The organism is Petroclostridium sp. X23, from assembly GCF_030013905.1.
Taxonomy (GTDB): Bacteria; Bacillota; Clostridia; order SK-Y3; family SK-Y3; genus X23.
Genome location: NZ_CP124862.1, coordinates 69,436 through 93,646, shown reverse-complemented (window position 1 = coordinate 93,646; position 24,211 = coordinate 69,436). Strand labels below are relative to the sequence as shown.

The following is a 24,211-nucleotide window of genomic DNA, read 5'->3' as shown; positions in this document are numbered from 1 at the left end:
CACCTCCAAAATATTATAAAAAGTTAGTATTAAATCTTCTGCTAAAATACCATTGGTAACAGATAATGTATCTAAAATGTAGGGGCGGATTCCATATCCGCCCCTACAAGTAATTGAACTTATTAGTATTCGGAAATTTGGTTACCTATATTTCATTGCCCTTTTTATAGTTTTATAGAATTGATATCTATTCCTCTTTGCTTCAGCCACTTCGGCAGCATTTCTTCATCCACTTTCTTATTTACAGCAGGTGCTTTTTCTATTAATAGCTCTGCAAGGGATGTGCTGATATTAACGCCTCCTACCGCACCATCAAATATGATTACCTTATCTGTCTTCGCTTGCTTATATGCAAATTCCATAGCTGTATCTAAATGATCGGCTATGACTCCATATTTCATATATTCAAGATTTTGAGAATCTTTATTAAATAGATCTGCTTGTTCTCTGCCCACCACGATAGTCGGAATGTGCTTGCTAAAAAATGCACTTGGGTATCCGCCCCATGCGTAATTATGTACAACCATCTTAATAGCAGGATTAACCGGTGGAATCTTTGATGTTAATGGAACAGAGTCTTTATTGTAAAACGCTTCGGTATACCAAGTATAGGGTGCCAATGCATTATCCAGATCGAACAGATCGCAATTTGCTCCTGCAAAATTCGCATAAATTACACCTGCTGCAAATACATAAGGTACTGGGCAGGGAAAGTCCAGTCCTACAATACATTCATCTATTTCTCCAAGAAGCGTCATAATTTTCCCATAGTATCGACATCCGGATATAAGCATCCTTTCATTTAATGCCATAAGATCATTATCCGCATCAACACTGATTACCCCTGCAGGAGACATTTCTAAAAATGCCGCAAATGCAAACTTGCTTTGTACAAATTCAGAACCGAATATAGCTCTTGCCACGAAATTCGCTGCTCTTGGTCCAAGATTCTGGTGATAAGTAGACCGTGTCTCAATTCTTGCATAAGACATTCCGAACGGTTTTACCGCTCTATCTACCTGCCTGTGAAAATGAACCTCTCTTACATCACTATTATGGCAATGGACGATCCAATCAGCATCATAGATGGCTTTTAATCCATATAGCGTCCCTATTTCCGTTTCAATAGGAATTCCTTCATCGATGGGAGCCACACCTTTCGCTTTACCTTTAAAATATGTATCAAGGCCGTATCTTTTAATATATTCTTCCGTTTCTCTGAACCGCAATCCTACGCCGGCTCTTATACGAATATTGTCAGTTCCTGTTCTCTCACTGATTACATCTCTCAAAGCTTTTATAAGCTCTGCATACGGCTGTCCTCCAACCATTGTAAATCCATGATGAGAGCAGCATATATTCACTGAATCTCCCGGCTTGATAAAACTCATATCTACATTTTCCAACGCTTTCAATGCAGATTGTTTTACAGAAGATATTCCTTGCTCACTGGGATAAATGACGTCGGGCGTATCTGCAAACAAGTCTTTGATCATCAAAGATGTGATATTATCATATTGATACATCCTCTTTTTTACCATTCCAGGAACAATCCCGTATTGTGACGATCTAGGTTCAATCGGTATAATAGGTTGTTTCATACTCTTCACCCTTTCTTCACCCTTGTTTCTGATATTTCGTCCAATAATTTTTGATCTTCCTCAAAGTAGAAACCGCTTTTATTATACTTTTCTCTTACATCAGCCGGGATGTCCCAAACTGTTGGCGTCTTTCCATACCACTGCCATCCCTTCGGTTTTTCAGGAACAATCCCAGCCGCATCAAGAAGTCTTAATATAGGCTGAATACATTCTACACCGCACCCTGTTCTAATCCCCGTCATTTGAGAAATCTTCTCGGGCGTATCTGCTCCTTTAAGTATTGCCGCTGCAACCTCGTCTGCCCTGGTTTCAGTACAATAGCAGATAATCTGCTGGGGATTGAATTTAGCTTTTTTGCAGATTTCATCTACTTTCACAGCATCCACAGAGGAAACATCCACCTTTAATTTTAGTGGTTGGTCCCTTTTAATTAATTCAATCGCATAAACAGGACATCTCTGATTACAATTTGCGCATCCGGTACATAAGTTAACATCCACTATCGCTTTTCTTTCTTTCATCTTGATGGCATATACAGGACACACTTTTTCACAAGTTCCACACCCGATACATTTTTCTTCATTTATTTCTGCTAACCATGTTACAGTCTTCACCACTAACCCCCCTTAAATAATTTGGTCATAAAATATTTAATTAGAAAACTCGGCTTATCATTCTAATAAATGATTATATATAATCTTCTTTTTTCATTACGTCCAATCCGGGAATTGTCATTACATCAAATTTGTTATTATCTCTTTTAATTGGCAAGGTAGCATCCATACCTACTTTATCCGATATCCCTTCATCTGAGGATGGATCTAACTTCGAGCCTAAGCTTCCTTTCACAACAATCATATCCTTCCCTGCTTGAAAACGTGTGGCCACAGCCCATTCTACGCGGTCGTGATCAAAAATATCTATATCATCGTCTACCACAATCACCTGCTTTACTTCATGACTGTTGGAGAATGCGGCCAAAATTGTATTTTTACCTTCCCCTTCGTGTTCCTTTTTAATAGATACGATTGCATGATATCTGCAGGATGAACCAAAGGTTAGATGAACACCTTTTACTGACGGAACTGTATGTGAAATTGTCTTGATCATAGAAGCTTCTCTTGCAATTCCTCCTAAGAGTAAATGTTCTTTTGTTCCGGGAAGAATTGTGTGGTATAGCGCATCATTCCGGTAACCGACCGCAGTCACTTTTATTACCGGTCTATTGCCTGCCGGCCCGTAATATCTTGGGAACTCTCCAAAAGGACCTTCTTCTTTTCGCATGCCCGGAATCAGTTTTCCTTCTATTACAATTTCTGTATTTTCCGGTACATCAACGTTTACAGTCTCGCACTTAGATAGCTTTAAATTGTTATTTAATAGCGCATTGGCTATTTCCAGTTCATCAACACCATAAGGTGTAATTGCTTGTGAAGCTAACATGAGTGCAGGCGCATTACCAATACAAATGGCTATATCAAGTTCTTTCTGTTCTTTTTCATATTTAGAAAATATGTGCCACAAATGTCTGGGTAATATCAAAATACCCATTTCATTTTTATTAAAGACCTGCAGCCTGTGAATGGATACGTTCTGCTTGCCGGTGCTGATGTCTTTGACAATCAGCAAACCTGCCGTAATATATCTGCCTCCGTCCTTTTCATGATGAATAGGAATAGGAAGTTTTAGAAGGTCTACCTCATCCCCTAGTAACAAATTCTGTTTAAATGGAGCAACGTTACTTGACATTTCACATTTTATAGGCACCTCCATACTATCCAAAAATTTGCTGACCAGGTTTTCTTTGTTTGACCCAACGGATACAGCAATGCTTTCCCTATCGTATACGGCGTTTGATATTACAGGCATTTCAAATCCGTCTACATTATTGAATAAACATGCTTTTTCTCCATCATAAAGTTTAGTGACTCCCGCAATTTCAAAATTGATAGAGACTTTTTTCTTGATTTCTGAAATCATATTATTTTCTTTCAGAAAACTAATCCATTCTCTTAATGAAGTAAACAATAATATCCCCCTCCTTCTATTTTTTAAAATCTTTTTGTTGCCTATAACGCGCTGTTAAAAAGTGTTGAGTCCGTTTTTTCACCATCTTTTAATCAAATCATGTTGTATTTTAAAATAGTTAAATACCTTTCCAATCGTGTGATTGACAATATCTTCAATCATTTTCGGTTTAACCATTTTATCAATCTATATGAAATCAATGTTTGAACTTATTTCCTATCTTATGTTTTAATACATGGGCCATTGCATTTGCTATCACATGTTTATCCTGATTTGCTTCCAGCAATGGTTTTATAGCTTTTAAAGCTAATCTAACTTCGTCATTAGGACCCGGGAAAGCAATAATATATGATAATCCTGACTTCCCTACCGCAACCCTCACCCCATCTTTGACGTGTCTTCCTGTTCCTTTTTCAAATTTCACAATATATGGTGATGCTACATCAGGATCTATCTTTCCAATGGCTTCAACAGTCTTATCTTTATCTTCAGCACCAACCCCTCCTGTGGTAATAACGATGCCATAGCCATCATTGACTGCTCTCCGTATATTTCCGGAAATCAAATCTACATCGTCGTCAAGGACTTGACCTATATCTACTTTATATCCTGACTTCTCTAATTCATCTTTTATATAAATCGAATTGGTATCTTCGATCATGCCTTTCTTTAGCTCAAATCCTGTCGGAAATACCTTGACCCTTTTAATTACTTTATTTTTTATTTGTACACTCATTTCTTCCGACATTCTCATGGATTCCTTTATTTCTGCTTCATCCAAATCAATAATACCCAAGATGCCATGGGAACATATTCTTGTTTCTTCAAACACATTGCATCCTTTTATGCTGCTTAATCTTTCAAGTAAAATTTTCTTTTTGCCCATGATTGCAGACGGTTCAATTTCTTCAATTAAAATATCAAGGCTTATATGATCTTCTCTTACATCTACTACTAATACTTTATCACTGGGCAGGCTTAATACTTCGGCAGTTAATCTTGCAATATCAGTTAAATTTGCATTCTCAAGTTTTATAGGGCCTATCCATACCTCGGTTTTATTTAGCATATTCAAACTCATTTTATTTCTCCTTCTAAAGTTTACTCACATCAAGTTTCATATCAAGTAATGGTGCATCTATGATTTGTTTACCGAAACATAAAAAATCTACGCCAACCTGTGCATATTCAGGTATTTTCGAAATAAGCAATTCACTCGCAAATCCCAGTTTTATGTTTTCTTCCACTTCGCATTGCCTAATGACATTTTTAGCTGCAATCATGTCTTCCATTTTTCCCGTATCAACCATTATGATATCAGCATGATATTTAATTGCTGTATAGGCCTCTTCTTCAATACTGCTTTCTTCTCCCTTTAGTTGAATCACTTTCTTCCAACCAGAGATATTGTTAACTGCTATTAATGTATTTTTTATACTTCCAAACATTCTGATATAATTTTTATCCAGATATATAAAAGTTTCTTCTATTAACCTTGTACTTGCTCCACCAATTCTTACAGCTTTTTGTATCATTGGTTTGATTTCTTTCGGCATTTTTTTCCACGCTCCGGCAACAATTTTACACTTTCCATTTGCCAATCGTACAGATTCCCTTGTAGCTGTTGCAATGCCCGAAGCTTTTGCCATCTTTCCTATTACTACTTCTTCCGCTTTAATAATTTCCTCGGCTTTCCCAAAAACGGTACAAATAGTATCTCCAGCCTTGACCTCTTCCCCGTCTTTATAAAAAAATTCATATTTCATACTCAACTCGGATAACTCTATCTTACTTTCTTCACTGCCTGCCAGAATCCCATTTCTTTCAACTTCTATCTGCGCCTTATAATTGCAATTTTCTATTGATTTAAGAATCTGTTTTCGTATATCAATCAAAGCAAGCCCTCCATTTTTAATTAATTCTTTATTCGGATTTATACAATGCTATTTCTTCAATTTTTCATAGTCCAAAGCATTTTTTGAGCCTACCGCCGTTACAACCAAATCAAAAGATTTAAATATATCAAACAGACTCTTGTATACTTTAAATACTTCTATTTTATCATTTATGGGATTTACTAGAAAGATCTTTCTGTTTAAGCTCATTTCTCTAGAATATCGAAGAATCTGATTATTGGGATGGTCTTCTTTCACAGAAATACCTTGCCACTGCTATACCTCTAGGATTAAAAAACTCGCTAATACTTATTTCAGTAACCTTTTATGAACTTTTTGTATGTCTTTAATAATTAGTGCTACATTATCGTACTGCGTTTTGATATTTCGTTAAATAAATATTCATCTTCTACTAAAGTATAAAGATGAATATTTATTTGTTTTATATAGCCGAATTATGTTCTATTAATAATATACCATATCTATTAGAAATTTTCAAACGTTTTTTATATTTCTTTAAAAAAATCACGTGTTAACTTTCAATCTTCAAAAATCCAAAAACAAAAGAAAAGCTTTAAAAAAGAGGATTAATCAATAACCACTTATTGACTAATTCTCTTTTTGTATTAACGAATACTACCTGCTATATACGAATAGTTAAGATTCAACTTTACAGTACTCCTATCGATGTTAGAAGAATTACTAAACTAGTGCCAATAGCAATACTTGTAACGGGCGGATCAATATAAGAATTAGTCTCTGGGATTGTTAAATTTTCAATACATTTGCATACAATAGCTACTACAACTCCCATGATAGCAGCCCAAATCAATCCATACATACTTCCTTGCTCTTGCAATCCAACGATACCTCCGATAAGCACGATATGATGCCATGTTAATCCCTTGAATCCCATTTGCAAATATAGTATAAATAATAATGCAATACCAAAAGGAATTAGCGGACTGCCAATTTTATAACTCGCTAATCCTCCGGCAAACCCGATCCCTGCCCCCATTACAATCAGAGTAGCCAGCTCATCACCTTTCGGAAACCACCCACTATTATTTTCTGCTAATTTTTCCCTTCTGTTTTTCAGCCAATTTCTATCAAAAATTAACCGAGACAGCCAACCTGCTACCACTACAGATAAAGCAACATTATCTGTGGGAATTGCTAATGATGTACCAACACGCTCAATAATCATCCCTATAATCCCAAAAATACCGCCAACCAAAAGAATATCCACTTTCTGAAAGCCTGATAACGGCTTCAGAATATCCAACCCGGTTTCAAGCTTGCCTTTTGACCAGGCATATGCAGCAGCTGCCGCTCCACCAATAAAAACGACTTGAGCACCAAAAAGAGGATTGAATCCAAAATCCCAAACCATCGCAGCATTCCCGGTAGCTATACCAGCCAAACTGGCTATCAGCAATACAGCACCCCACAACGTAATAGCAGGAAGTCCTCCTAAGCATGCCCCAAGGATTCCTCCTCCTGCTGATGCAAGTATCATGATCAAACTAATTCCCATATTAACGCTCCTCCTTGTATTATTTTTAAATAATGCGGAGTATATTTAATACTCCGCATCAAAAATAATTATTCATTTCTCAGCATTACTATAAAACATCAACACCATGATATGCACAAGTAAAGACCTTCTTAATATCATCAATTGTAGGGATTCTAGGATTTGGAGGTGTACTGCCGTCAGCCATAGCATTCTTAGCTAACATATCCAAATTCTTCATGAAATCTGCTTCATCAACACCGGCTTCTTTTATAGACATAGGCATATTGAATATCTTCTTTAATTCAACAAGACAATCAATAAACTTACGTGCACCCTCAATCGGTGTTTCTGATTCAATACCGAATGCTCTTGCAATGTCAGCATATCGACTGGCTGCAACAGGCAAATTATATTGCACTACATAAGGCAGCATAATTGCATTTGCAAGTCCATGAGGGATCTTATATTCAGCACCTATCTGATGTGCCGTACTGTGACATATGCCAAGAGCCGTATTAGTAAACGTAAATCCTGCCATCAAAGATGCATTATGCATTTTTTCACGTGCTTCCTTATCAGCGCCGTTAGCATAAGCTTTAGGTAGCCATTCCATTACCATCGAAGCCGATCTTAAAGCAATAGGGTCAGTCAAATCCGAAGCATTTCTCGAGACATATGCTTCGGTTGCATGTACGAGAACATCAAACCCTGTATTTGCAGTTATTGAAGGCGGCATAGTTGATGGCAATTCAGGATCGCATATGGCAATATCCGGCGTAACTTCATAAGAAAGGGTAAAGTCTTTAGTATTAGGATGAACATCACGATTTGTTATGACAGCAGCTAGCGTAACTTCTGTAGCTGTTCCGCTGGTAGAGGGGATCGCAATATAATGCGCCTTATTACGTAATTTAGGTACACCAGTAAAAGGTACAAAAATTTCATCCCACTTTGCATCAGGATATTCATAAAATATCCACATACCTTTACCAGCATCAATACAGGATCCTCCGCCAAGACCTATAATTAAATCCGGTTGGTGCTTAAGCATAAACTCCGCACCCTTTTTCACTGTTTGACGACAAGGATCCGTTTCAACTTCATCAAAAACAAAACTTTCAATTCCAGCCTCGGAAAGATAACTTTTTATTTTGTCTACAAAACCTAGATTTTGCATCACTTTATCAGTGACAATCACAGCTTTCTTGCCATCCAAACTCTTTAAATACTCAAGACTCCCCCAGCCAAAAACGATATCCTTCGGAATTCTAAACCCTTTGTAATCAGACATTGTAATTTCCTCCTTTATTTTTTATTAAGTTATATGAATATATAACTTTTCTCACTTTTTAGGTATGTTTCCCATAAAAACTAAGCTTTCAATAGAGAAAATCTAAGATCATGTCTACTAATATTAGAAGTTATATTTCTGCATAAATTAAAAATAAGTTGGTTTAATATCAAAATTAATATGTTTTATTTCTGTACACTCTAACAAGGCTTCTTCCCCATGAGTTCTACCGATACCACTTGCTTTATATCCGCCAAATTCTGCTTCTGTGTAGAATTTATTGTACGTATTAACCCATACGGTTCCTGCTTTAATTTCTCTTGCAACACGGACAGCTCTATTGACATCTTTAGTCCATACCGCTCCAGCTAGACCGAATTTGGTTCCGTTTGCAATTTTGATTGCTTCTTCTTCCGTATGGAATTTCTGCACAACCAAAACAGGACCAAAAATTTCTTCCTGAACTAATCTTGAATTATCATCCAGTTCCGCTATCACAGTTGGTGCCACAAAGAATCCATTGTCAAATTCTTTGCCGGTTAATCTGTAACCCCCTGTTATAACTTTACCTTCTTTTTTACCAATATTAATATATTCCATTACCGTATCAAGTTGTGTCTGCGATACTACCGGACCAATATGATTGCTTGCATCTAATCCGTTTCCAACTTTAAGCTTCTCTATCTCTTCTTTTAACGTCCTTAGAAATTCATCATAGATTGTATCCTGCACAACAAGCCTTGTTCCGGCCATACAAAGCTGTCCTGATGTGAAAAGAAATGCCCATATAGCTCCTGGAACAGCTTTACTTAAGTCAGCATCTTCAAAAACTACGTTAGGCGATTTTCCTCCAAGTTCTAAAGAAAGTTTTTTAATAGTTTTTGCAGCCGCCTCGGATATAGCTACCCCAGTACTTTCATCTCCTGTAAAATTAATAATATCCACATGTTTGCTTCTAACCATTGCATCGCCTACACTTCTGCCTGGTCCAGTGACAACATTAATAATGCCTTTGGGAATATCTTTTACTTCAGAAAGAATTTCAATTAATTCCATTGATATTGCAGCTGTTAAGGTTGCAGGTTTTACTACTATTGCATTCCCGGCAGCCAGAGCAGGAAGCATTCCCCGGATCATTAACCAAGCCGGCCAGTTCCACGGTGAAATAATACCTACAACACCAACAGGTTCTCGAACTAATACTCCTAATGAATCTTCAGAAGGGACTACACTTTTTCCGAATACATTTCTGGACAAACCTGCATAATAACGTATACCGTCAATACAACCGTTTATTTCTGCATGCGCTTCACCGATTGTTTTTCCATTATTCATTGTCAGCAGCTGGGCAAGTTCTTCTTTTTTGTTCTCAACAAGATTTGCATATTGCATTAATGTACTACAGCGTAAAGCGGAATTATATCTCCAGTTCGTGTTGTGAAATGCAGTGTCGGCTACTTGAATAGCATTCTCAATGTCATTTTCATTTGACTGCTGTACATATCCAACAACCTCTTGATTCGCCGGATTAATACAGCTAATGGTTTTACCACTGCTTGATTTAACAAATTCTCCATTGATGTAATTTAAGTACGTTTTGACTTTGACCATTGTACACTTCCTCTCTACAGTTGATGATTAATTCTTTTCTCCTATTAATAGTTTAATCCGTTAAGTAATTACAATCATCATATCACCTCACTCATATATTAGAAAGTTGGTGTTCAGCAAAGCTGAACCCCTTGATTCAACTTGATTTTATCAACTGGAAACAATTTTCTTCACCTCACAGCCCTCAAACCTGCTAAAATAGAGAATATTTTAGAAAGGGGCTGATGTCATTGCTTCCACCAAACCAGAGTCACCTGGCTTATAAACTTAATTTATTTCTATCTGTCAGTGAGACTGACAGCATTGCTAAGATAATATCAAAGATTGATCTATCTCGTGTTTATGACTTCTGTTTACATTTTTATTCACAAAATCCTGCAGGACGTATTGCACTTTATCGCCCTCAAGATGCTTTAAGGTCTTTACTTGTGATGTACCTTGCTGGCTTTACATCCATTAATAAATGGGTCAAAGAACTTAGGGATACACCAAGATATGCTTATCTATCAGGTTTCTCTCCTGACAAGACGCCCTCTAAGGCTTATTTCTCTTGGTTTATCTCTAATCTTTTCGGCGATGAAAACGTTGAAGATGTCATGCTTCAAGGTTCTCTAATCCGTAAAATATTTGAATTGTTATTTGTCAAAGAATCTATCGAATTAGGAATCATTGATCCCCATGATAAAGTAATCTTTGACGGCTGCAAGGTAAAATCTTTTTGCAAACAAAAGTATGTTCCTGAAAAATATTGTAGATGCTATGCCAGTAATATAAAACCCTTTAAATGCTCTATGTGTACTGACTCCGAAGCCACAAAAGGTTATGATCATAATCTTGATGAATATCTAATGGGATACGGTCTGCATTTTGCAACAACTCCTATGATAGATAATCCATCTAAATGCCTACCACTAACATTCTTCGTCGAAGGTGCTGATGTCCACGATGTTAGAATGACACCACATCTAATAATGCATCTTTATCACAACTTGAAAGTTGACTTTCATTATGTCATTGCTGATTCGGGATACGACGCTTATTATGTTTACTGGTGGATTAGTTTACTAGGCGGTAAGCCTATTATTGCAATTAATCCAAGAAATTCTCAAACTCCAACACCTACTAATGAGTTTGGTTTGCCTGTTTGTGCTGCTGGTCATACATTTTACTATTGGGGTATTGATAAGAAAAAAAGACGACTAAAATGGCGGTGTCCAAGAAAAGCTTCTAAAAAATTGGCTGAAAAACTAAAGTGTGATCATCCATGTTGTGATTCTGGCTATGGCAAGACAGTCTATACTCACATTGAAGATGATATTCGTTGGTTTACCCAAGTTCCCAGAGGCTCACAACTCTGGAAAGACATCTATTCAAGAAGAGCACGTATAGAATCCGTTATTGGAGATATTGTACTCAACAACGGTCTTAAATCTCCATTATTTAGGGGTACCAAGAACTTCTTCGTGAGAACTGCCTTAGTTTGCATGCTCCAACATGCAAAAGCCATAGCCATAACCCTTGAGAATAAAGAATACCATAAGACTGCTGCATAAACTACAGGAAAAATATTCTTACTATTCTCTTGCATAGGGAATCTCCGACCATTTTTAGATACCAAATTATTCCTATCATCCATTCTTTAAATTTTCAAAGTACACATGAACATAGTTTATTGCTATAACCTAAAACTTTAACATTCTATACCATTTTGTTGTTATTTACTGAACATCTACATATTAGAAACTTTTTCAAAACCAAAAGTCCCTTAAATTTATATTTCAAAAGAAAAGTAAACACATACTTTTCTTAAGACTTCCTCAAAAAATGATCTACAAATCCATCGAACTGCTTTTTATTACAAAAGACATCTGTTCGATATTGCCGTATATCGTTCTGTTTATGTATCAAAAAAAAATCTTAATTACATATTGCTTAATCCAATAAAAAAGTCTTTATAGTTCACCCGAAACAGTATATTGAGCTATTTCTTCAGTCCCAAGATCAAAGCGGTATGCAACCGTTCATCGTTTGATGAGTCAATCATTTATATAACTGTTACAAGATGCTCGACGAACATCCCTGTAATACATTGTACAAGGTATAAACTTTGATAACCACGGTTCTATTTCTGTAATTATTCCAAGAAAAAAGAGTGATGCACGGCTTAAAAGCTTTTATGCTATGCTAATGAATAATAGTGATTCAACATTTTTCAATATTATAAAATTCACTTAATCGAATTATTAAAAAAACATTATAATACAGCTAAAATAAGAATCAATATTACTTGATTAAATTGATTAAATTAATGTGATAATTGATACGACTAAAAGCAAAGAAATTTGTAAAGTCCTATAAACATGTAGCAATGACCTTCTTTACTAATTACTAGTAATCAACAGCTATAGAACTGGAGTGATTGTTAATACTTTTATTTCATTATAACACTAGTCCTGAATTTTTACAAGATATTTTTGAAAAAATTAAAAAATTTAAAATATGGAAATTTTTATTACAAACCTATATAAGATTGCTCTGCAGCATAGTAACATCAGACATAAGTGATCCCCCCTAAATATGTTAGTTTTATATCTTTAGTCAATATAAAACTAACATATTTGGAGGATCTCACTTATATTTTTTTGTCATTTATCTGCCAATGCAATTATCGGGTACACTGCTAATTACATTTGTTTACAATTTAGTATATACCTCTAAGTTACAGTAATTAAAATTTATCCGCAGCCTATATAAGAAAATAGGTAAAAAGTTTCATTATTATTTATTATTTCAGCCTTTTCTACTTATGTAAATTATATTTTTACTCAACTTTAAACGCATAATTTTAAACTATAGATGAAAAACTCTAAAGTTAGAAATAATCTTACCGGAATGCCACATGGAGACAGTTCTTCAGTAGCATCAAAATCATATGCCACAGACGAACCGTCCCCAAGTAGCATTCCTACTTCCGTGCTCTAATTTTTACTTTCAGAGTTTTTTATCTGTATTAATATGCTTCTTCTAAAATTTCTCTAATTTGTTTTTTATCCGCACTTCGTACGTTGAATTTCAACATTCCACTTTTTAAAGCATCTTCCGCTACCAAATCAAGTTTCTTCTTATCCACACCTATTTCGCTTAATTTGCTTGGAAGGGAACAAAGTTTGTTTAAATTCTCTATTTCTTTTACAAATTGATATCCCTTATCATATTTCCCTTCAGAAGAAACATTATTTTTAATGATATCATAAGCTTTAGCATATTTATCAGCAGCTGCCGGCACATTGTACTTAACTACATAAGACAGCATAACAGCATTAGCTAAACCATGCGGGATATGACAGTGAGCACCCAAAGGACTTGCTATGGCATGAGATAACCCTAAAAATGCATTATTAAAAGCAATGCCCGCGTATAATTGTGCTTTAAGCATTTCGCTTCGTGCTTCCAAATCTGTTCCTTGATTCACTGCTTTAGGCAACCAGTCAAATATTAGTTTTATACTTTCAAATGAAATAACATCTGCCAAAGGTTGAGCTATTATAGAGGTTAAAGCTTCAATTGCATGAGTCAAAGCATCAAATCCTGTAGCAGCAGTTATTCCCGCTGGCAGCCCAATGGTCAGCTGCGGATCTAGTATGGCATAATCAGGACATATCAAACCACTTGTAACGGTAAATTTTAAATCCTTTTCCAAATCACTCAGAACCGCAAATTTAGTAACTTCACTACCCGTACCTGCTGTAGTTGGAATTGCCATCATTGGTGTAGAAATTTTATCTACTTTTTCAACACCGCTACAGTCCTCTAATTTAACATTGTTATCCATTATAATTCTTATACCTTTAGCTGTATCAATGGGACTGCCCCCTCCAATGGCAATTAACATATCTACATTATTATCTTTCGATATTTTAGCCGCTTTTTCTATCATTTTAGTACTTGGGTCTGCTTCAACCTCTGTAAATTCAACAAAGTTTATTTGTGAATTTATTAGTATATCAGTAAGCTGCTTAAAGACTCCGGATTTTACCAATCCCTGATCTGTAACACACATTACATTTTTACATTTTAATTTCTTTATTATATTTGGTATTTTATTAATTGAATTTATACCAAATTCTATTTTAGTATTATGCTCAAATGTAAAATTACTCATTTTTATCTCTCCTTTATGTTTATGATAATATTTATTTCATTAACAGATTTGGTAAAAACGTTATTACACCCGGGAAATAAGTTATTATCAACAATATTAAAAATGATACTGTAATATACGGAACTATTATTTTTGATAGTCGTTCTATACTTACATTACTCATACTAGTGCTTACAAACAAACATATCCCTACCGGTGGAGTGATCATACCGATGATCAAATTTACTGACATTACAATACCAAAGTGTAGTGGATCAATATTTAATTGAGCTAAAAGAGGACTAAAAACCGGAACCAACATTACAATCGCTGCGAATGCTTCCATTACACAACCCACAAAAAGCAAGAATATATTTATAATTAATAAAATTACATACTTATTTGTACTAATAGACAATAAAACTTTTGAAATCAATTGAGGTATTTGTTCAACAGCCAATGTCCACCCAAATACATTTGCTGTTGAAACAATAATTAAAACAGATGCCATCGTAACAGCTGTATTCGCTAGCATAGCAGGAATTTTTTTGAATTCCAGGTCTTTATATATAAAACCACCAACTATGATGGATACAAAAACTGCAGCACCCGCCGTTTCAGTTGGTGTAAAAACTCCGCCCAACATTCCGCCTAGTATAATAACAGGTAGCATTAACGCCGGTAATGCTTTTAACGTCACATTTATACATTGACTTAGTGTAGCTCTTTTATTTTTAGGATAATTCCTTTTTTTAATATTAAGATATGCCAAGAACATAAATCCTACACCCAATAGAAGTCCTGGTATAATACCGGCTATAAACATACCTCCGATAGATACTCCGGCAGTTACACCATAAACTACAAAAATCATGCTAGGAGGAATAATCGGTCCTATAATAGAACCTGCCGTACTTACAGATACAGCCAAATCCTCATCATATCCATCCTTAATCATTTCAGGGACTAGTGTTTTACATTGGATAGCTGTTATGGCAGTTGCCGAACCTACAATTGCCGCCATAAAAGTAGAAACTAATATGCTTACATATGCTAACCCCCCTCTAACATGCCCAATCAATACTCTGGCGAAATCTGTCAACCTCTTTGTAATTCCCCCTGAATTCATTAGCTCCCCTGCAAGAATAAAAAGTGGCACACATAACAAGCTAAACATATCGATTCCGGCAAACATTCTTTGAGATACATTTAAGAAAAAAGTAAAATTTCCAGTAGTAATAATATGAACAACCGCTGTTAAACCCATCACAATAGCTATAGGAACGCCAATAAGTAAAGAAATTATAAATACTGCTATAATCATATTGTGTCACTTCCTTCTTTTCTATTAAATATGTGCAAAACATCTTCTAAAATAAAATACAGCAACAATGTGGCACCTAAAGGTACTGAGAAATACGGAATATACATTGGTATCTTCAACGCTGGAGTTATTTGCCTTAAAACAGAAGGAGATAAAAGTTGTTTCGTTCCAAAAAATATTGTTATACTTAGAAAAAATATACTCAATGCTAATGCTAGCAACTCTATGTATTTACGTATTTTCAAGGGGATTTTTTCTACAAAAATTGTTATTCCTGTTAATGTTTTTCTTCTATAAACGCAGGGTAATGCTATATAAGTAGCATAAACCATACAGTATCTTGAGAGTTCATCAGCCCAACTTAGGGCATTTCCGAAAAAATATCTTAGAAATATTTGGATTATTACTATTGCACTTGCTACTCCAACAGCTGTTCCTGATATGATAAGAGACACCCTATCAATACCATCTCCTATTTTCTTTATAATTTGCATCATATACACAGACTCCCTATCATTTATATTATAAGTAGCAGTTTATAAAATAAGATTCACTCTTGTCTTATTGATTATTTGATAAACCACCAGTTTGCTGGTGGTTTATCAAATTGGACTGGATTTTAAATATTTATGCTTTATTTGTATTTTTTTACTTCATCTACAAAATCTAATATACGTTTATCCTTTGCAGTATATTGATCGTAGATTCCAGATACGGCTTGTTTTAATTCCTCTTTTTCTTTATCAGATATGGTATTAAAAGTAACACCTTCTTTTTCTAAATCCGTTTTTGATTTATCATCCATCTCTCTAATGATTTTATGATTATACTCATAACATTCCTTTGCAGCATCCGTTATTATCTTTTGGTCTTCTGCTGACATTGAATTGAATAGTTCAGGGTTCATCACAAGAGCAAAAGGCCATGAAAAATGTCCTGAAATAGTAACGTATTTTGCTACCTCGTAATGTTTTTCTGCGACAATAGCAGGCATATCCATATCGGCGCCATCCACTGTGCCTGTTTGAAGTGCTGTGTATATTTCACCGTATGGTATAGGAGTAGGACTCGCTCCAAGAGCCTTGTATATCTCTATTAATAGTGGTGCTTCAGCAACTCTATATACTTTACCTTTTAAGTCCTCCAAAGAAGCAACACTTGCCTTAGGGTTAATAAAGTATCTGAATCCGGAATCATATATACCTAAACCTTTTATACCAATTTCATCTAGGCCATCTAGAAGAGCATTAGAAGCATCACTGGGTATTACTTTGTCTATGGTATCGTATGATTCAAGCAAGAAAGGCAATTGCAGAGCGGTTAACAAAGGAGTAAAACCCTCAAAAATACTGGAAGAAATCGCTCCCATCTCCAGACTACCATTTTGCACCATTTCTATTAAATCCTTATCGCCACCAAGTTGTCTTGCCGGATAAATCGTAATATCAATTCTGCCTTCGGATTTTTCTTTTACTAACTCAGCAAACTTCATTGATGTAAGATGATATGGATGTGATTCTTGAGTTACATGGCCCAATTTAATCTTATAAGTTTTTTCTTTCTTAGCATCTGTTCCCTGACTTGCATCTGCTTTAGTATCCGGTCCCTGACTTTCATCTGTTTTGCTTGCACTACTACAACCTATAAGACTGAGCAACAGGGCTGCAATACAAATAAAGCTGATTAGTTTTTTTAGTTTTTTCATTTTTTTCATGTTCCTCTCTCCTTTTAATTAATTTTTTTGTTAATCTATTTAAAATTAAATAGCTTCTAAAGTATTATTTATTAATATTTAGATGTTTTGAGAGATGAGTAAGCAATGTTTTATTACCCTCAAAGTACATTTTCACTTTTCAAGGGATATTTCTCTTTCTGTAAATTTTAGATCGCATTTTTATATAGCATTAATTATGAAAATCAATCAGCAAACATCTATTATCAATTACTTTTTTGCTGTTTTGTATTACCGTATATTGTTCTTGTGTATTGACCTTTTAGTAGCCACGATCAATGTCATCGCAGCATAAACTTAAAATCAACTGCTGATTTATTTTTTTGATTAGGCATTATTCCGAAAGAAGAGTCTAAATTCATTTTTAATCTTATATGTATATTATCTTCAACACTCTTAGAAATAGTTTTTATATAAAACGATAGTTATACTCGATACTAATGACTAAATATTTTTGTTGTTTTACATTATCGTACAATGTTTTGTATTATACGACAAACAATTGCATTTTTATTATAGTATAAGTATACTACTTTTTTATTTGTATTGCAATATTTTTTAATGAATTTGCATAGAGTTTCTAATCCATTTACCATAATATCTCATTGTAGCACATGTGATTATGTCCCAAATCAAAATATTGTATAATACAACCTCATGACAATGGTTATGATGCAACCTCACTCATTAACATTTCAATATCCCCAAGCAGCATTAGTGCTATTCATTCTGCTACCGTAGCATAATACATCCTTACAATTCTTCTTTGGCCTCATGCAAAAGTAAATAGATTTTTTTGATATACTCATCAATTTCAGTATAAGATGAATTGATTTCTTCTGTCATAGCAGCTTGATATTCTGATGCATTATTAATATCAGAAATATATTCCGCAATAATTTCTACCGCTTTTGAAATCTGAAGTAATTTCTTAGATGTCTCATCTACACCATCTTGAGAAGTTACTGCCAAATTTCTTATTTCTTTTGCAACTACTGCAAAGCCTCTCCCTGCATCTCCTGCACGTGCAGCTTCAATAGTTGCATTTAAAGCCAATAGTTTTGTTTGATCTACTATTCCCTTTATCATTTTTATTACTTTTTCTATTACGGCTAAGCCTTCTTTCGTTTCATCCGTAATTTCTAAAAGCTTCCCTATGGTTTGTGAAAGTTTAACTGCGTTATCAGACATTGTATCGATACCTTCTAACGTTTGACCCGATATATCGGAAAGTACAGACCCTATTTTATTTAATAACTCAAGCCGTTCTACTGAAGATGTAATTGTTATACCTCCAACCACTCGGCCATTCTCATCTGCTACAGGAATACCAATCCCCGTATATGAATATCCGAATTTTGATTTTTCCTTACTAACATACAAAAAGTTTCTTTTTTTTTGATTCATAGCAATATCAATAATTGTTCCCTTAGGCAAATGATCACCTTTTTTTAAATCAAAGCTTATTTTATTGCCATTTAAATGTAGATAAATTCTTAAATTTTCATCTACGACTGTAATACTACTATTCCCCCCAAAAGCTTCATAAATATATTTTCCTGCAACAATAGCCTCATTTAATACTTTAATTTTACATTCTTCCAACTGCTCTGTTCCTCCCTTCCTACATACCAATAATCATCCCATCACATTCTAGTTTTATTTCTTCATGAGGGCCTAATGATGTAATAACATTGGATAAATCCATAAAAACATGACGTTCCAAATATCATCTTCCATTCAAACTTCTACTACCTAATATCAAGACTCAAGTCCAATAAAGGTGCATCAATGATTGCCCTTCCTACACACACAATATCTCCCCCTAAATCAGCTACTGCCTTTAAACTTGCTTGATTAACACCGCCGGCAAAAGCTATACGCAAATCATTTCGCCATCCATGTCTAATTGCCGTCTCAATTACTTTTTCCAGGTCTTCCATTTTTCCGGTATCAACCATGACTATTCCAGCTCCAGCTTCTACTGCTTCAGTCGCTTCATCAAATATGGGCCGCGTTTCGCCTCGGATCTGTACAACTACTATACGATCGGTCTTATAAGCCTTTGCCCGTGCTACAGCATTCCCAACACCATCAAGAAGACGCACATAGTTTTTATCCAAATAAACAAATGGCTGATCTGTAATACGCATTCCTGCGCCACCGGCAATAATGGATTGTCGCAAGTCTGCTCTACTCTCCGGAGCCACTTTTTTCCATCCACCGCAAACCACCTTAGTCTTATCTCCAGCCACTTGAACTAAATCTGCTGCAGCGGTTGCTATTCCTGAAGGTTTCGCAATGACACCTAAAAGCATCTCTTCTGCTCTAATAATTTGCTCAGGATTTCCAATCGCTTCTAGAACACAGTCTCCCGGGTTTAATCTTTTTGCTTCATCGGCTATGTTTATGACCTCTATCTTCAATTCATCCGCTAATTGTTTTAAACGTAATGTCCCAGACAAAACTCCTTTTTCTTTAGATATTATAGTAAACTCTCTTCTTTTATTTTCTATGTTTGTAAATAGAAATTCTCTAACTTCCATTGATATCTCCTCCTAATACTGATCTGCGATAACCTAATGCTAAAATTCCTCAAAGTTGAAAGCAATCCATGTACTTGTACTTTTAGCCAGGTTCATCTTCTTAGATATTTCTGCCAAAGACATACTTCGTTTATTAATTGCAAGCAGATTTAGAATACTTAAAGCTTTGACAACAGAACGTATCAGAGATGATCCATTTTCTTACAAGTATCTTTTTTCAATCATTGCATCAACATTCTCCCTTCTAAAATCGACATGGCTACTGATTCGATATTGCCGAATGCCTTTCGTTTTTATTTGATATAATAGTTATTCTACGTATATTACAAAAATCCTTCTTGTTTAATTTATTTTTGGTTCGTTATTATCGAATTATTTTTGACTATCCAAAGCTCTTATTGTGTTTATGATAAAACCATCTTATAAACAAAGCTCATCCTTAGCTTCATATTATAAATTCTTGTTAAAAAGGAGCTTATTTTTGGAGTTTTTTACTACAATCTAAACTTACATGAATGTATAACGAAAATCACAGATTTAAGAAAGAACTTACTGAAACAAAAAGCAACAAGATATGACTACTTTTTTACTAATCAATGAAAATAACCGGGTTTCATCAGCACTCGGATACCCGGTTATTAAGATAGATCCTATATACTTCGATTCAAACAAGCCGCTTTTGCAAATAAGCTTTGTCCAGCATTGATTAACTACTTTGTCATTTCCTCAAACCCCTGTTCACTAATGACCTTTACGCCCAATTTCGCCGCTTTATCCAATTTACTGCCGGCTTCTTCTCCTGCCAATACATAAGTAGTTTTTTTAGATACGCTTCCCGAAACTTTACCGCCATAATTCTCGATGATCTCCGTAGCTTGGCTGCGGTTGTATTTGGATAATGTTCCGGTGAGGACGAAAGTAAATCCTTCAAAACGATTATCCTTTCTTTCTTTTTTGTTCTTGCTTTCCATATTTACTCCGGCTGCTTTCAGCTTTTCAATGGTATCTATACTCTGTTCCTGCATAAAGAAATTGACAGCACTTTGTGCCATTTTATCGCCAATTTCATGAATGGAACTAATCTGTTCTACACTTGCCTCTTTTAATCCATCTAAAGAACCAAAATGATCTGCCAGCAACTTAGCGGCTCTCTGTCCAATCAACCTGATACCAAAAGCAAAAATCAATCGGCTCAAATCACTATCTTTTGTTTTTTCTATCGCATCCAATAGGTTTTGCGCCGATTTTTTCCCCATCCTCTCCATATTGACCAAATCTTCGAAATTCAGATAATAAAGATCGGCAGCACCTTTTATCAAGCCCTTTTCCAACAACTGTTCAATGATCGCCGGCCCTAATCCGTCAATATTCATAGCGTCTCTTGATGCAAAATGTATGATATTCCTCAATAATTGCGCAGGACATTCGATACCGGTACACCGCGTAACCGCCTCTCCCTCTTCTCTCGTTACCGGGGCACCGCATTCCGGACATTGTTCAGGCATGCTGAACTCTTTTTCGTCGCCGTTCCGTTTGTCGATGACCACTTCAACCACTTCAGGAATAATATCTCCCGCCTTCTGCACAATGACTGTATCTCCTATGCGGATATCTTTCTGACGAATATAGTCAATATTGTGCAAGGTAGCTCTGCTTACAGTACTTCCTGCCAACCGCACCGGTTCAAGGACAGCATTAGGTGTTAACGCACCGGTCCTTCCCACTTGCACAAAAATATCTTTTATCACCGTTTCTTTTTTTTCTGCCGGGAATTTGTACGCTGCTGCCCATCGAGGGCTCTTGGAAGTACTTCCCAACATTTCTCTCTGACGCAGTGAATTTACCTTTACCACCGCACCGTCAATTTCAAAAGGAAGTGTTCCCCGTTCTTCACCAAGCCGCACTATCTCCTGATGAACTTGCGCGATATCATGAAATACGTTATATGTAGGACTCACCTTAAAGCTCTGGTGTTTTAGATATTCAAGGGTTTCGGTATGGGTCTCCAATTCAGCCCCTTGCACCTGTTGAATATTAAAAATATAAATATCCAGCTTTCTTCCTACGGTAACCTTTGGATCAAGCTGCCTAAGAGAACCGGCAGCAGCATTTCGGGGATTTGCGAATACCGGCTCCTCTAGAGCTTCCCTTTGTTCATTCAATTTGATAAAATTATCCCTGGAGATAAACACTTCACCTCTTACTTCAAGAAATGGGATGCTTTCTTTTAGTCTGAGAGGTATGGACTTAATGGTCCTCAAATTCTGGGTAACATCTTCACCAACTATACCGTCTCCTCGTGTGGACCCTCTGACAAAAACACCATTTTCATATTCCAATGATACGGATAAGCCGTCAATCTTTAGCTCGACCACGTATTCTACTTGCTGAGGCGCAATGGCTGTCCGAACCCTATTATCAAAATCAAACAATTCCTGTTCATCAAAAACATCGGATAAGCTCTGCATAGGAATCTGATGTACTACAGTTTCAAACCCCTCAATAGGCTTTCCGCCAACACGTTGTGTAGGAGAATCGGAAGTGACCAGCTGTGGATACTGCTGTTCCAATTTCTCTAGCTCCCTAAGCATTTTATCGTATTCAAAATCGTTGATCTCCGGTTGATCTTCTACATAATATTTATGGTTATGATACTCAATCTTTTTTCTCAATTCTTCTATTCTTTTTGTTACTAATTCCAAGTTCATATCCTTCTACCTCCAAAATAATCATGGCATTACTAGTATACCATGATTTCTTATTTCTACAACTCAACTGTTGCTTACGCTTACATTCTCTCTAGGCGTGGAATTACTTGCTTTAATATCCAGCAATATACCTATTAGGATACTTACGCCTCCAAAAAGGGCGTATATGGTTGGTATTTCGTGAATAAATATCACTACCCATATCGGATTCAAAATAGGTTCAATCAATGCTATGATAGTTGCTTTAAGCGGTGCTACGGTCTCTAACGCCTTGCCATAAAAAATATAGGCTATTCCTATTTGAAATATCCCTAGGTAGGCTAAGGACATCCATCCAACCGTACTTATACTCGAAACACTAATAGGATAAGGAATAAATAATACCATACACAATGCGGCAGTAAGATTACATAAGCTAATCAGACCCACACCGGCAATACATTGAGGTTTACTCATAAAATAAGACAATGCGGCGAAACCTATACCACTTGAAAGAGCCATTAAGTTACCTGCTGCATTTGTTCCTGACACCGGTTCCATTAAAAAAAACAGGATACCTCCGCCGATAAATGCCATAGGTATAATCCTGGCTAGTGACACCTTTTTTGTCATAATAACAGTAAAAATAAACAGCCATAACGGTGCAGTATACTGTATCGCAATAGCGTTGGCAGACGCTGTAAGCTTTGTTGCAATTACAAAAGAACACAGCGTATATGCATAACTTACAAGCAGCGCTGCAAGGCCAAAGGAAAACCTAAGTTTTTTAAAATCTATGAACGGAAGTAGTATCAAACCGGCGATCGCCGATCTTGCTGCAGCAATAAATATGGGGTCTGCATCAATGGCTTTGATAAAAACGCCTCCTGTACTCCATAAAAATGCTGCAATAAGAACCTGAACAATCCCTATACTGAAATTTTGCATATTAAATTCTCCTTTATGTATTATGATAAATCTATATATAGTATAAAGTATTAAAGCAGCAATGACAATATACCGCTTGTCCAATTGTACCATCAAAAAAGCCAAGCCGGACATTACTTTAGCATTCTAAATCCAACCTGACTGTTATCTTTCCATCATATTCAATATGGTATCCGATGGATTGGTGGTAGCACCTTCTACATTGATGTATTGATCCGGAACAGAACCTACGATAATGGTTTCTGCTACCGGTATTGCTGTCGTTACTTCCGAATTGCTCTTTATCATAGGCAGCAGCACCGATACATTACTATGTATTTCAAGTAAAATCTGGTGTTTCGTCTGATTAATCCCTGCTGTTTGAAAGCTGCTCTTAAAATCGGCTTGTGCTGTTCCTACAGGTAATAATTTAACCGGTATTCTCGGCCCCCATCCGGCCAGCATTTGACTGTTAATAACATTTCCTATAGGCACATTAATCTGTGTGGAATCTATATTGACAATTTTCTGTTGTATGCTCATGGAAATGGCAGTCTTCAATTGGTTCATCTTTATAATATTTGCTTGAAGCGCCATGATCTGACCTTCATTATTCTTTTGAAAAGTAATGAGGTCCTCATACCGCAGATTATCCTCTGCAATCTTTTCGTTGACCGCTTCATTAATTGCTCTTGAAGCGATATATTTTGCTCTTGCCTCCGCGATAGATACAACAGTTGGCCTGATCTTTCGATCAAATACTGAAAGCGAGTAAATCATCATCAGTATAATTAAAGCAATCATTAAAAATACATTGTATCCTTTATTCTTTCTTTTTCTGTATTTAACTCTATACGCCAAACCCCTGCGTGTCCATAATCCCATACTTAGTCCCCCCATATTATCATA

General features: G+C 35.8%; 19 protein-coding genes. 1 reads left to right on the top strand and 18 read right to left on the bottom strand.

Annotated elements, in window-relative coordinates; genetic code table 11:
* Window positions 1-164: 164 nt before the first annotated feature.
* From QKW49_RS00445 to QKW49_RS00405, 9 genes are all read right to left on the bottom strand, one after another.
* Entirely contained in the window at window positions 165-1,601 is a 1,437-nt protein-coding gene (locus tag QKW49_RS00445) for a hypothetical protein (RefSeq protein WP_282865627.1), read from the bottom strand.
* Window positions 1,602-1,606: 5 nt separating this feature from the next.
* Window positions 1,607-2,215, bottom strand: coding sequence for a 4Fe-4S binding protein (locus tag QKW49_RS00440; RefSeq protein WP_282865626.1), 609 nt, complete (start codon window positions 2,213-2,215; stop codon window positions 1,607-1,609).
* Between the two features lie 73 nt (window positions 2,216-2,288).
* Window positions 2,289-3,629 (bottom strand): UbiD family decarboxylase, encoded by a 1,341-nt coding sequence (locus QKW49_RS00435; protein WP_282865625.1) that lies wholly within the window; start codon window positions 3,627-3,629, stop codon window positions 2,289-2,291.
* Between the two features lie 196 nt (window positions 3,630-3,825).
* Window positions 3,826-4,710, bottom strand: coding sequence for a molybdopterin-binding protein (locus QKW49_RS00430; protein ID WP_282865624.1), 885 nt, complete (start codon window positions 4,708-4,710; stop codon window positions 3,826-3,828).
* A 13-nt stretch (window positions 4,711-4,723) separates the two neighbouring features.
* A complete protein-coding gene (locus tag QKW49_RS00425) occupies window positions 4,724-5,524 on the bottom strand; it encodes a quinolinate phosphoribosyl transferase (RefSeq protein WP_282865623.1) in 801 nt (266 codons plus the stop codon).
* A 48-nt stretch (window positions 5,525-5,572) separates the two neighbouring features.
* The gene (locus QKW49_RS00420) at window positions 5,573-5,782 is read right to left on the bottom strand and encodes a hypothetical protein (RefSeq protein WP_282865622.1); all 210 of its coding nucleotides are present in this window, start codon (window positions 5,780-5,782) and stop codon (window positions 5,573-5,575) included.
* A 412-nt stretch (window positions 5,783-6,194) separates the two neighbouring features.
* Window positions 6,195-7,061 (bottom strand): hypothetical protein, encoded by an 867-nt coding sequence (locus tag QKW49_RS00415; RefSeq protein ID WP_282865621.1) that lies wholly within the window; start codon window positions 7,059-7,061, stop codon window positions 6,195-6,197.
* 88 nt (window positions 7,062-7,149) lie between these two features.
* A complete protein-coding gene (locus QKW49_RS00410) occupies window positions 7,150-8,334 on the bottom strand; it encodes an iron-containing alcohol dehydrogenase (RefSeq protein ID WP_282865620.1) in 1,185 nt (394 codons plus the stop codon).
* 147 nt (window positions 8,335-8,481) lie between these two features.
* Window positions 8,482-9,945 (bottom strand): aldehyde dehydrogenase family protein, encoded by a 1,464-nt coding sequence (locus tag QKW49_RS00405; protein WP_282865619.1) that lies wholly within the window; start codon window positions 9,943-9,945, stop codon window positions 8,482-8,484.
* A gap of 224 nt (window positions 9,946-10,169) precedes the next feature.
* Between QKW49_RS00405 and QKW49_RS00400 the strand changes: the two genes are divergently transcribed.
* A complete protein-coding gene (locus QKW49_RS00400; protein ID WP_282863714.1) occupies window positions 10,170-11,498 on the top strand; it encodes a transposase in 1,329 nt (442 codons plus the stop codon).
* 1,457 nt (window positions 11,499-12,955) lie between these two features.
* On the opposite strand, the gene QKW49_RS00395 is transcribed toward QKW49_RS00400, so the two are convergent.
* The 9 genes from QKW49_RS00395 to yunB all read right to left on the bottom strand — a co-directional run bounded on the left by QKW49_RS00395 (window position 12,956) and on the right by yunB (window position 24,187).
* On the bottom strand, window positions 12,956-14,107 hold the full coding sequence (locus QKW49_RS00395) for an iron-containing alcohol dehydrogenase (protein ID WP_282865618.1): 1,152 nt from the start codon (window positions 14,105-14,107) through the stop codon (window positions 12,956-12,958).
* Window positions 14,108-14,138: 31 nt separating this feature from the next.
* Window positions 14,139-15,410, bottom strand: coding sequence for a TRAP transporter large permease (locus QKW49_RS00390; RefSeq protein WP_282865617.1), 1,272 nt, complete (start codon window positions 15,408-15,410; stop codon window positions 14,139-14,141).
* Complete coding sequence (locus QKW49_RS00385) at window positions 15,407-15,907, bottom strand: TRAP transporter small permease (RefSeq protein ID WP_282865616.1); 501 nt, start codon at window positions 15,905-15,907, stop codon at window positions 15,407-15,409. The genes QKW49_RS00390 and QKW49_RS00385 overlap by 4 nt, the downstream gene beginning before the upstream one ends.
* Before the next feature lie 137 nt (window positions 15,908-16,044).
* On the bottom strand, window positions 16,045-17,124 hold the full coding sequence (locus tag QKW49_RS00380; RefSeq protein ID WP_282865615.1) for a TRAP transporter substrate-binding protein: 1,080 nt from the start codon (window positions 17,122-17,124) through the stop codon (window positions 16,045-16,047).
* A gap of 771 nt (window positions 17,125-17,895) precedes the next feature.
* A complete protein-coding gene (locus QKW49_RS00375; protein WP_282865614.1) occupies window positions 17,896-18,747 on the bottom strand; it encodes a methyl-accepting chemotaxis protein in 852 nt (283 codons plus the stop codon).
* 146 nt (window positions 18,748-18,893) lie between these two features.
* Complete coding sequence (locus tag QKW49_RS00370; RefSeq protein WP_282865613.1) at window positions 18,894-19,688, bottom strand: nicotinate-nucleotide pyrophosphorylase; 795 nt, start codon at window positions 19,686-19,688, stop codon at window positions 18,894-18,896.
* Between the two features lie 710 nt (window positions 19,689-20,398).
* A complete protein-coding gene (gene ligA / locus QKW49_RS00365) occupies window positions 20,399-22,396 on the bottom strand; it encodes an NAD-dependent DNA ligase LigA (protein ID WP_282865612.1) in 1,998 nt (665 codons plus the stop codon).
* 63 nt (window positions 22,397-22,459) lie between these two features.
* Window positions 22,460-23,323: a DMT family transporter gene (locus QKW49_RS00360; protein WP_282865611.1), complete on the bottom strand. Its 864-nt coding sequence runs from the start codon at window positions 23,321-23,323 to the stop codon at window positions 22,460-22,462.
* Window positions 23,324-23,467: 144 nt separating this feature from the next.
* Window positions 23,468-24,187 carry a sporulation protein YunB gene (gene yunB, locus QKW49_RS00355; protein WP_282865610.1) on the bottom strand — a complete coding sequence of 240 codons (720 nt, stop codon included), beginning with the start codon at window positions 24,185-24,187 and terminating at the stop codon, window positions 23,468-23,470.
* Window positions 24,188-24,211 lie beyond the last annotated feature (24 nt).

What these genes read in the sequence shown, in the direction of transcription:
- QKW49_RS00380 (WP_282865615.1), bottom strand. Translation starts at nt 17,124, where the DNA reads ATGAAAAAAATGAAAAAACTAAAAAAACTAATCAGCTTTATTTGTATT.
- QKW49_RS00400 (WP_282863714.1), top strand. Translation starts at nt 10,170, where the DNA reads ATGTCATTGCTTCCACCAAACCAGAGTCACCTGGCTTATAAACTTAAT.
- QKW49_RS00430 (WP_282865624.1), bottom strand. Translation starts at nt 4,710, where the DNA reads ATGAGTTTGAATATGCTAAATAAAACCGAGGTATGGATAGGCCCTATA.
- ligA (WP_282865612.1), bottom strand. Translation starts at nt 22,396, where the DNA reads ATGAACTTGGAATTAGTAACAAAAAGAATAGAAGAATTGAGAAAAAAG.
- QKW49_RS00405 (WP_282865619.1), bottom strand. Translation starts at nt 9,945, where the DNA reads ATGGTCAAAGTCAAAACGTACTTAAATTACATCAATGGAGAATTTGTT.
- QKW49_RS00390 (WP_282865617.1), bottom strand. Translation starts at nt 15,410, where the DNA reads ATGATTATAGCAGTATTTATAATTTCTTTACTTATTGGCGTTCCTATA.
- QKW49_RS00360 (WP_282865611.1), bottom strand. Translation starts at nt 23,323, where the DNA reads ATGCAAAATTTCAGTATAGGGATTGTTCAGGTTCTTATTGCAGCATTT.
- QKW49_RS00445 (WP_282865627.1), bottom strand. Translation starts at nt 1,601, where the DNA reads ATGAAACAACCTATTATACCGATTGAACCTAGATCGTCACAATACGGG.
- QKW49_RS00395 (WP_282865618.1), bottom strand. Translation starts at nt 14,107, where the DNA reads ATGAGTAATTTTACATTTGAGCATAATACTAAAATAGAATTTGGTATA.
- QKW49_RS00415 (WP_282865621.1), bottom strand. Translation starts at nt 7,061, where the DNA reads ATGGGAATTAGTTTGATCATGATACTTGCATCAGCAGGAGGAGGAATC.
- QKW49_RS00370 (WP_282865613.1), bottom strand. Translation starts at nt 19,688, where the DNA reads ATGGAAGTTAGAGAATTTCTATTTACAAACATAGAAAATAAAAGAAGA.
- QKW49_RS00385 (WP_282865616.1), bottom strand. Translation starts at nt 15,907, where the DNA reads ATGATGCAAATTATAAAGAAAATAGGAGATGGTATTGATAGGGTGTCT.
- QKW49_RS00410 (WP_282865620.1), bottom strand. Translation starts at nt 8,334, where the DNA reads ATGTCTGATTACAAAGGGTTTAGAATTCCGAAGGATATCGTTTTTGGC.
- yunB (WP_282865610.1), bottom strand. Translation starts at nt 24,187, where the DNA reads ATGGGATTATGGACACGCAGGGGTTTGGCGTATAGAGTTAAATACAGA.